Raw genomic sequence first — 8,713 nt, 5'->3', positions numbered from 1 at the left:
GGCTGGCGGACGCCCCCGCCGCGCAGGAGAGCCGTCGAACTCGAGAGATCACGACCGGACGACCTCCACGTGGTTCACGTTCTCCGCCGCCCGCCGCCCGCCGCCCGCCGCCCGCCGCGTCCGTCGGCACTCTCCTGCCCCGTCCTCTCCTGCCCCGTCCTCTCCGGCCCTGCTCTGTCCTCTCCGTCCACGTCCGCTCCGGCCCCGTCCGGTCAGGAGCGTCCCGCCGCGGCGACCGCTCCACGCCACCCGTGCCTCCGCCCGTGCCTCTGCCCGCCCTCAGCGGATGCCGCTGCGCGCGAACCCCTGCACGAAGTAGCGCTGGAAGCACAGGAACAGCAGCACCATCGGCAGCACCGACACCAGCGCCAGCGCCATGCTCGCGCTGTAGTCCGGCGTCGACTGGCCCTTGAGGTAGAGCAGGCCGATCGGCAGCGTGAACAGCTCGTTGTCCTTCAGGGCGATCAGCGGCCAGGCGAAGTCGTTCCAGCTGCCGAGCAGAGTCAGCAGGATCAGGACGGCGATCAGCGGCTTCGAGAGCGGCAGCACGATCTGCAGGAACACCCGCAGGTGGCCGGCGCCGTCGATCCGCGCCGCCTCGATCAGCTCCTCCGGGATGGAGAGGAAGAACTGCCGGGCGAGGAAGATCCCGAAGGCCGCCGCTGCTCCGGGCAGGATCACCGACCAGTAGGTGCCGTAGATCTGCAGTCCGGTCACGAGCTTGAACTGCGCGACCATGATCGCCTGCACCGGGATCATCATCGTGGCCAGTGCGAGCAGGAACAGCAGGTTCCGCCCGGGGAAGCGCAGCCGCGCGAAGCCCCAGCCGGCCAGCAGGTTCACCACGACGGTGAACACCGTGACGAACACCCCGATCACGACCGAGTTGACGAACCACTCGCCCACGGGGAAGCGCGCGAACACCGTCGCGAAGTTCTCGAACGAGATCTCGCTCGGCCAGAAGCGGGGCGGGCCGGGCGCGAACACGTCGCCGCGCGGCGAGAAGGCGATGACGAGCATCCAGTACAGCGGGAAGAACACGATCGCCGAGGCGACGATCGCGATGACGAGGCGGACGACGAGTCCGGAGCGGGAGCCGTCGCGGCGGGAGGGGCGCCGGCGCGGGGTCTCGCGGGCGGTGGCCGCGGCGACCGCGGCGGGCGTGGTGACGGTGGAGGACGACATGAGGGCTCCTAGTCGACGAGATCGCGCGTGCGGCTCGTGCGCCACTGCAGGTAGGTGAAGGCGAGGGAGACCAGCAGGATGACGACGCCGAGCGCGGCGCCGTAGCCCTGCTCGCGGACCTGGAAGCCGTTGCGGTACGCGTAGGTGCCGAGCACCGACGTGGAGAAGCCGGGGCCGCCGCCCGTCATCACGAAGACGATGTCGAAGACCTGGAACGAGGCGATCACGTTCATGATCAGCAGGAAGAAGGTGGACGGGCCGACCAGCGGCACCGTCAGTGCGCGGAACTGCTGCCAGCGCGTCGCTCCGTCGATCCGGGCGGCCTCGTAGAGCTCGGGCGAGACGCTCTGCAGGCCCGCCAGGTAGATCACCATGTTGAAGCCGATCCGCAGCCACACCGCGGTCAGCATCACCGAGATCATCGCCGCGGAGCCGTCCGACTGCCAGGCGACCGGCGAGGCGCCCAGCGAGCTCAGCACCTTGTTCACGATGCCCGAGGACTCGCTGAAGATCGTGACCGCGATCATCCCGGAGGCGACGCCCGAGATCACCAGGGGCAGCACGATCACCGTGCGGAAGATCCCGCGCGCGGGCAGGACGGAGTTGAGCAGCACGGCCAGGCCGAGGCCGCCGGCGAGCTCGAGCGGCACGGTGACCGCGGTGAAGAGGAGCGTGTTGCCCAGGCTCTGCCAGAACACCGGGTCGGCGCCCATCCGCAGGTAGTTCGCGAAGCCGACCCACTCGGGCGTGCCGAAGCCGCGCGACTCCTGGAACGAGAGCTGGATCGCCCAGAGGATCGGCACGAACAGGAACAGCGCCATCAGGAGCAGGTTCGGGCCGACGAAGCCGAAGCCGGCGAGGGCCTCGCGCCTGCGGGCCGACCGCGGCCGGGCGGAGGAGCCCGCCCGGCCGCGGAGGGTGGTGGCGGTCATCAGCTGGTCGCCTGCTGGATGGCCGCGTCGAGGCCGGAGAGGGTCTCCTCGGTGCTGCGTCCGCCGACGAACGCCTCCTCGAGCTGGTCCTGCATCGCGACGGAGATCTTCGCGAGGAACGGCGAGGTGAGCTGCTGCACGTCGCGCGGGGTGATCGTCGCGGCCTGCTCGACGAAGACGGGCATCACGTCCGGGCGCACCGCGAACTCGATCGACGCGGGGTCGATGTCGGACCGGGTGGGCAGCTCGTTCGTCGCCGCGCAGAACTCGGCCATGGTGTCGGCCTGCGTCATGAACGAGAGGAACTCGGTCGCGAGCTCGGGGTTGTCGGTGTCGGCCGTGGCGACGAGGGCGTTGCCGCCGAGGTCGGTCGCGCCGCGCTCGTCGACGGGCATCGGCGTGGCGGTCCACTCGAAGTCGGCGAGGTCGTCGATGTCCGGCACCAGGAAGGACCCGGCGAACGCCATCGCCGCGGTCTGCTCTGTGAAGAAGGAGTCGGCGTAGGTGGCGGACTTCACCGAGCTGGTCGGCGGGACCCAGTCGTTGTCGAAGAAGCTCTTCGTGAAGTCCAGCGCCTTCGCGCCGGCGGCGGAGTCGATCGCCGGAGTCGTGCCGTCCTCCTCCAGCAGCGTGCCGTCGGCCTCGAACAGCCAGCTCAGCCAGCGGGGCGTGCCGCCGAGCTGCCAGTTGTAGACGAACGGGTACTGCTCGGCGGGCAGGCTCGCGCGCAGCTTCGCGGAGGCGTCGGCGAACTCCTCCCAGGTCCACGCCTCGTCGGCGGTGGTCGGCACGTCGGTGATGCCGGCCGCCGCGAGCAGCTGCGTGTTCACCAGCAGCGCCGACACGTCGGTCTGGTGCGGGACGCCGTAGGGCTTCCCCTCGAACGAGACGGCCTCCTGGAACGCGGGCGTGAAGGAGTCGAAGTCGTCGATCCGGTCGGTCAGGTCGAGCAGCTGCTCCTGGCTGGAGTAGACGCCGAGGTTGCCGTAGTCGACGCGGAACACGTCGGGGGCCTCGCCCGACGACAGCTGCGCGTCGATGTTGCTGAACATCTGGTCGTAGGGGACGACGTTGAGCTCGACGCTCGCCCCCTCGTGCTCGGCCTCGAAGTCGGTGATCAGCGACTCGAAGGCCGCCTGCTCGGACTCGCTGGCCCAGGTGGTGAAGGTGATCGAGTCGGCGTCGGCCGAACCGCCGCCTCCTCCTCCGAAGCCGCTGCAGCCGGTGAGGGCGGCGGTCGACGCCAGGACGGCGGCGAGAGGGATGAATCGTCTGCGCATGGGTGGTCTCCTGCTGTGAAGGGTCGGACGGGGGCGGGGTCGGAGGGCCGCGTCAGGCGGGGCGGCGGAGGGCGGTCTCGACGAGCGAGACGAGGCCGTGCGGGCCGAGCTGGCCGACGAGCAGGTCGAGCGGAGTGGGGACGGGCAGCGCCGAGGCGGCGCGGCCGAGGCGGGAGGCGGGCACGGAGGCGGCCTCGCGCTCCTCCGGCTCCGGGTCGGCGAGGGCCAGCGCGACAGTGGCGGCCACGTCCTCGACCGCGCGGACGCAGCCGAAGCGGACGATCCGCTCGTCGTCGATCAGGGCCTCGCCGTAGCCCGCGCGGAACGCCGAGCGCTGCACGTCGCTGATCGGCCGCGAGTAGATGACTCCCAGCTCGATCAGGAGCAGGTCGGCCTCCCGCGGGGCGACGGTGGCCTCGTCGAAGTCGATCAGCCAGGGGCGGCCGCTCTCGTCGATGACGACGTTGCCGGGATGCGGGTCGCCGTGGAGGGGCACGCGGGAGGTGGGCGTGCGGGCGCGCTTCAGCCGTCGCTCAGCGCCGGCGAGGGCGTCGAGGCGGGAGCGGTTCCCGCGCCAGAGCGCGGTGAGGCGGGGGCGGAACTCCGGCTGCGCGTCGATCCTCTCGTCGGTCTCGGCGAGGAGGTCGGCGAGCGGACGGCGGACGCGGCGGATTCCCCGCCGCACGGGAGGCGCGAGGGTCGGCGGCTCGGCGTCGTGCACGGAGCGCAGGACCGCGCCGAACCCCTCCCAGTCGAGGGCGTCCTCGCCGGAGTCGACCGCGTCCTCGCCGAGGATCCACGGCGCGACCGAGACCCGCAGCCCCTGGTCCTCCGCCCAGGGGCGCCCGTCGGAGGCGCGGTGCGGCGCCGCGACGCCCGGCACCCCCGCCTCTCCCAGCGACGCCGAGAGCGCGAGGCCGAAGCGCCCGTCGCGGGCCGACGCCTTGACGCTCCACAGCGCCCCGGAGCCGTCAGCCGCGCACCAGACGCGCGCTCCGTGGTCGAGTCCGCCGACGACGGGCTCCAGGTCGACGAGGCCGACGCCGAACTCGCGGCGCACCAGAGCGCGCGCCCAGGCGCCCGCCTCCTCGATCGTGTCCATCCCGCTCATGCTGACGTGCGGGCGCCCCGCGAGCAGGTGCTTGCGCGATCGGTGATCGTAGGCATGGGTGCGGGCTGAGCCGCGTCTCAGGCTCGCGCTCCGGGCCGCCCGACGAGGAACCACGCCATCGACCCCAGGAAGGGCGCCACCACGACGGCGATCGTCCACAGGCCCTTCCGCAGGGGATCGAGGCCGGAGCGGAGGACCTGCGCGACCGCGAGGATCGCGACTCCGAGATACGCGGCCCCGCACAGGGCGGCGACCACGCTGGTGCCGAGCAGTGACATGTCCATCGCCCGACGCTACGCGCGGCGCGGCGCTGCCGGATCCGCCGCGGGGCGGAGACTCCCGGCGATGCGCAGCGGGCCTCGCTCAGCAGCCGAGGACACCGGTGATCGTCCGCGCGCCGTCGGCGGGGAAGAGGGCGAGCCGCTGCTCCGTCCCCTGCTGCCGGACCGTGAGAACGGGAGCCGCGAGCGCGTGACCGTGGTGGTAGCCCGTCACCGACTCGGGGGCGTCCCCGGCGGCGAGGGGCAGGAACGCGATCGGCGAGAGGTCCGCGTCGGCGCGGAACAGCGAGAGCGCCCTCGCGGTGATGACGGCCAGCAGCACGGGGTCCGGCTTCGCCGAGCGCAGCGCCGGGAGGTCGACCGCGGCTCCGGCGACCGCGAGCGTCCGCAGCGAGGCCAGCGTCTCCGGAGTGTTCAGCACCGCGGTGACGCCGCCGTCCGGATGCTCGGCCCGCAGCCTCTCGAGGATCGGTCGGGACCACCGCTCCTCGACGCGCCGTCGGATCCCGAAGCCGAGCCCCGCGACGATCACCGCGGCCACCGCGAGCACCACGCCCCACCCTCCGTAGAGCTGGAACGCCCGGGCGCCCGACCACGCCGCCGCCACGACCACCGTCGCTCCGAAGAACGCCTCGCTCCCGAGCGACCGCAGCCGGGTCGACTGCACCTCCTGCGTCACGAGCGCTCCTCCGGGTCGGGCGGACCTCCGGGCGGGATCACGTCAGCGCATGATCGCACCGGCGCCTGCGGGTCGGGCGGGGATCCGTCCCCTCGCGCGCGAGGCCGGCTCAGCGCCCGCGCCGCTCCCGCGGATCGGGGAGGAGCCGGACCGGGGGGAGGTCGGCCAGTTCGGGGGACACGAAGCCGAGCACGTCGGAGTGGTGGTCGGCGGAGGCCCGGCGGAGGAAGGACCAGCACTTGAGCGAGGACGGGCGCCGGTCGAGGGGGAGGGGAGCGGCCTCCACGATGATCACGGTGGCGGAGCGGTGCAGGATCCGCACGGGCACGCGGCTCTCGCGGCCGTCGACGGTCCAGCTGGAGACGCCGCGGATGCGGCCGTCCTCGCGGTCGACGCCGACGGTGAGGACGCTCCGGAAGTCGTCGGACGCGGCGCCCATGCCGATCTGGAAGTCGCCGTCGGCGCCGTCGAGCACGAAGGCGACGTCGAGTCCGCGGCGGTGCCGGACGGTGAAGGTGGCGAGCAGGGGACCGCTCCCGAACCTCGGGGCCTCGTCGCGGGCCTGCCGGACACGCTGCTCCGCGTCGTCCCTGTCCATGGAGCCACTCCTGCCGTCCCGGCGGAGCGGGGCCCGCGCGCCCGTCGAGCCTAGGGGGAGCGGGACGGCGTCACCCCGCGCGAGGCAGCGTCACCCGGAAGCGGGCGCCGACGGGCCCCGCCTCCGCCACGAGGTCGCCGCCGAGGGCCCGGGCCAGCCCGCGCGCGATCGGCAGGCCGAGGCCCGAGCCGCCGTCGGCGCGGTTGCGGGCGTCGTCGAGGCGGACGAGGCGATCGAAGACGCGCTCGCGGTCGGCCTCGGCGATGCCGGGGCCGTCGTCGTCGACGGTGATCGTGACGGAGTCGGCGGCCGCCTCGACGGCGACGTCGATCCGCGAGCGGGCGAAGCGGGCGCCGTTCTCGAGGAGGTTGCCGAGCACCTGGGCCAGCCGGTCGGCGTCGGCGCTGACCAGGAGCGGCTCGGCGGGCCGGTGCAGCTCGATCGCGAGGCCCGGGCGGCGCAGCTCCTGGCGCTCGATCGCGGCCTCGGCGACGCCCGCGGGGTCCAGCGGACGCGACTCCAGAGCCAGGCCCTCGTCCAGCCGCGCCATCAGCAGCATGTCCTGGATGAGGCGGCCCGCGCGCAGCGACTCCCGCACGACGTGCACCGAGAGGCGCTCGCGCTCCTGCTCGCCGCCGTCGGCGCGGACGAGCGCGTCGGCGGCGGCCTGGATGCCGGCGACCGGCGTCCGCAGCTCGTGCGCGGCGTCCGAGACGAACGCGCGCATCCGCTGCTCCGCCGCGAGGGCCGTCGCCTCGGCGGCGAGGGCGCTGCGCTCGGCCTGCTCGAGGTCGTCGAGCATCTCGTCGAACGCGGTCGCGGTGCGGCCGAGCTCGGTCCGCGGACGGGAGGGGCGCAGCCGCCGCCCGCGGTCGCCGTGCGCGATGTCGCGGGCCACGTCGGTCATCCGCTCGAGGGGCCGGAGGGTCGCGCGGACCACGACGATCAGCGCGAGGGCGGCCAGCAGGAGGAACACGGCCGACGCGGCGAGCAGGATCCCGTTCAGCTGCGCGAGGGTGCTGCCCACCGATCCGGCCTCGCTGGTGAGCTCGAGGCGGGTGCCGTCGCTGAGGGTCGACTCGAGGGTGATCAGCTCGTCGTCGGCGGCGACGCTGCTCGAGACGACGGTGACGGCGGCGGACGCGGCTCGGGGCGGGACGGCTCCGGAGGAGGAGCTCGTGCCGGGCGGCGACGGCGGCTCTCCGAGCTGGTCGGCGGCTCCAGGGCCCAGGCGCAGCTGCTCCGGGCTCGGCCCGGCCACGACGTCCTCGCCCTCGGGGCTCGTGATCCGCACCGAGACGCCCTGCGCCGAGAGGCGGGAGGCGAGGGCGTCGTCGGCGATCGTGCCGACCAGCGCGGCGGCGGCGGAGGCGCGGTCCTGCAGCCGCTCCTCGATCTGGTCGCGGAGGCGCTCGCCGAGCACCGCCTGCACCGTCGCCGAGAGGGCCAGGAGCAGAACGGCCAGCAGCGCGAGCACGGCCAGGACGGTGCGGAGGCGGAGGGAGCCGGTCCGCAGGGCGCCCGGCTTGGAGCGGCTCACGCCTCCACCCGGTAGCCGAGGCCGCGGACGGTGTGCACGAGCCGGTCGCCGTGCGCCTCCATCTTCTTGCGGAGGGAGCTGAGGTGCACCTCGACGAGGTTCGGGTCGACGTGGTCGTAGCCCCAGACCTGCGTGAGGATCTGGGTCTTGGTGAGGGTGCGGCCGCGGTTCCCGGCGAGGAAGGCGAGGAGGCGGAACTCGGTCGCGGTGAGGTCGAGGGCGACGCCGCCGCGGCGGGCGCGGCCCGACTCCGGGTCGACGACGAGGTCTCCGATCTCGACGACGGACGGGATGCGGCCGCGGCGGCGCAGCACGGCGGTCACGCGCTTGACGAGCTCGGCGAGCACGAACGGCTTCACCACGTAGTCGTCGACGCCCTCGTCGAAGCCGCGGAGGCGGTCGTCGACGGCGTCGCGGGCGGTGAGCATGATCACCGCCGCGTCGCTGCTGCGGCGGATCCGCTCGGCGAGCACGATGCCGCTCGGGCCGGGGAGCATCCAGTCGAGGATCACCAGGTCCGGAGCGAAGGTGCTCAGCTCGCGGGAGAGGTCCTCGCCGGAGACGAGACCGCGGACCGTGAAGCGCTCGCTGCGCAACGCGGTCTCGACGGAGGAGCGGATGGCGTCGTCGTCCTCGATGAGGAGCACACGGGCGGAGGAGGGCATGTGCTCGAACCTAGGGGCCGCGGATCGGGGCGCACCCGGCGTCTGCTGTGGAGGGTCTGTTCTTAAGTCCGGCTTCAGATTCGCCTTCGAATCTGAGATGGAACCGGCCGCAACCGATCCCGAACGGGGTCGGTACCGGGCCGGAACGAGGAGACACCCATGACCGAGTCGACCACCCCCGCCGAGAAGGGCTCGAGCTTCGGGCCGCGCCGTCCGAAGAAGCGCGCCCTGACCATCGGCATCGCCGTCGGCGCCCTCGGACTCGTCGCGCTCGGCTCGACCGCCGCATTCGCCGCGACGCCGTCGAGCACGCCGACCTCCAGCGCCACCCCGCTGCACTCCACCTCCACCGACGCTCCGTCCACCGATGCGCCCGCAGAGGGCACCGCTCCCACCCCGCCCGGCCCCGGCCGGTGCGGCCCCGCCGGTCCCGGCCCCGCTG

9 protein-coding genes and 1 pseudogene are annotated in these 8,713 nt (G+C 73.5%); 1 reads left to right on the top strand and 9 read right to left on the bottom strand.

The features are described 5' to 3' along the window. Window positions 1–279: 279 nt before the first annotated feature. From C5B92_RS16615 to C5B92_RS16575, 9 genes are all read right to left on the bottom strand, one after another. Window positions 280–1,185: a carbohydrate ABC transporter permease gene (locus C5B92_RS16615; protein WP_104350612.1), complete on the bottom strand. Its 906-nt coding sequence runs from the start codon at window positions 1,183–1,185 to the stop codon at window positions 280–282. Between the two features lie 8 nt (window positions 1,186–1,193). Then, window positions 1,194–2,117: a carbohydrate ABC transporter permease gene (locus C5B92_RS16610; protein ID WP_104239656.1), complete on the bottom strand. Its 924-nt coding sequence runs from the start codon at window positions 2,115–2,117 to the stop codon at window positions 1,194–1,196. Beyond that, window positions 2,117–3,397 (bottom strand): sugar ABC transporter substrate-binding protein, encoded by a 1,281-nt coding sequence (locus C5B92_RS16605; protein WP_258061605.1) that lies wholly within the window; start codon window positions 3,395–3,397, stop codon window positions 2,117–2,119. Before C5B92_RS16605 ends, C5B92_RS16610 begins: the two co-directional genes overlap by 1 nt. Before the next feature lie 52 nt (window positions 3,398–3,449). Then, window positions 3,450–4,499, bottom strand: a complete 1,050-nt coding sequence (locus C5B92_RS16600; protein WP_104350611.1) for an aminoglycoside phosphotransferase family protein — start codon at window positions 4,497–4,499, stop codon at window positions 3,450–3,452. Between the two features lie 86 nt (window positions 4,500–4,585). After that, on the bottom strand, window positions 4,586–4,792 hold the full coding sequence (locus C5B92_RS16595) for a PLD nuclease N-terminal domain-containing protein (RefSeq protein ID WP_104225196.1): 207 nt from the start codon (window positions 4,790–4,792) through the stop codon (window positions 4,586–4,588). 79 nt (window positions 4,793–4,871) lie between these two features. After that, window positions 4,872–5,468 carry a hypothetical protein gene (locus C5B92_RS16590; RefSeq protein WP_104350610.1) on the bottom strand — a complete coding sequence of 199 codons (597 nt, stop codon included), beginning with the start codon at window positions 5,466–5,468 and terminating at the stop codon, window positions 4,872–4,874. A 109-nt stretch (window positions 5,469–5,577) separates the two neighbouring features. Beyond that, window positions 5,578–6,066, bottom strand: a complete 489-nt coding sequence (locus C5B92_RS16585) for a hypothetical protein (protein WP_104350609.1) — start codon at window positions 6,064–6,066, stop codon at window positions 5,578–5,580. A gap of 70 nt (window positions 6,067–6,136) precedes the next feature. Next, window positions 6,137–7,606 carry a HAMP domain-containing sensor histidine kinase gene (locus tag C5B92_RS16580; protein ID WP_104350608.1) on the bottom strand — a complete coding sequence of 490 codons (1,470 nt, stop codon included), beginning with the start codon at window positions 7,604–7,606 and terminating at the stop codon, window positions 6,137–6,139. Continuing rightward, on the bottom strand, window positions 7,603–8,271 hold the full coding sequence (locus C5B92_RS16575; RefSeq protein ID WP_104256639.1) for a response regulator transcription factor: 669 nt from the start codon (window positions 8,269–8,271) through the stop codon (window positions 7,603–7,605). The genes C5B92_RS16580 and C5B92_RS16575 overlap by 4 nt, the downstream gene beginning before the upstream one ends. A 159-nt stretch (window positions 8,272–8,430) precedes the next feature. Between C5B92_RS16575 and C5B92_RS16570 the strand changes: the two are divergent. Continuing rightward, window positions 8,431–8,713, top strand: a pseudogene (locus tag C5B92_RS16570) (hypothetical protein); the annotation flags it as partial.

The organism is Rathayibacter sp. AY1A4, from assembly GCF_002930955.1.
GTDB lineage: Bacteria > Actinomycetota > Actinomycetes > Actinomycetales > Microbacteriaceae > Rathayibacter.
Note: the sequence above shows the minus strand (reverse complement) of the source record. Positions and strands in the feature narration are given on the sequence as shown.

What these genes read in the sequence shown, in the direction of transcription:
- C5B92_RS16610 (WP_104239656.1), bottom strand. Translation starts at nt 2,117, where the DNA reads ATGACCGCCACCACCCTCCGCGGCCGGGCGGGCTCCTCCGCCCGGCCG.
- C5B92_RS16585 (WP_104350609.1), bottom strand. Translation starts at nt 6,066, where the DNA reads ATGGACAGGGACGACGCGGAGCAGCGTGTCCGGCAGGCCCGCGACGAG.
- C5B92_RS16575 (WP_104256639.1), bottom strand. Translation starts at nt 8,271, where the DNA reads ATGCCCTCCTCCGCCCGTGTGCTCCTCATCGAGGACGACGACGCCATC.
- C5B92_RS16615 (WP_104350612.1), bottom strand. Translation starts at nt 1,185, where the DNA reads ATGTCGTCCTCCACCGTCACCACGCCCGCCGCGGTCGCCGCGGCCACC.
- C5B92_RS16605 (WP_258061605.1), bottom strand. Translation starts at nt 3,397, where the DNA reads ATGCGCAGACGATTCATCCCTCTCGCCGCCGTCCTGGCGTCGACCGCC.
- C5B92_RS16600 (WP_104350611.1), bottom strand. Translation starts at nt 4,499, where the DNA reads ATGGACACGATCGAGGAGGCGGGCGCCTGGGCGCGCGCTCTGGTGCGC.
- C5B92_RS16595 (WP_104225196.1), bottom strand. Translation starts at nt 4,792, where the DNA reads ATGGACATGTCACTGCTCGGCACCAGCGTGGTCGCCGCCCTGTGCGGG.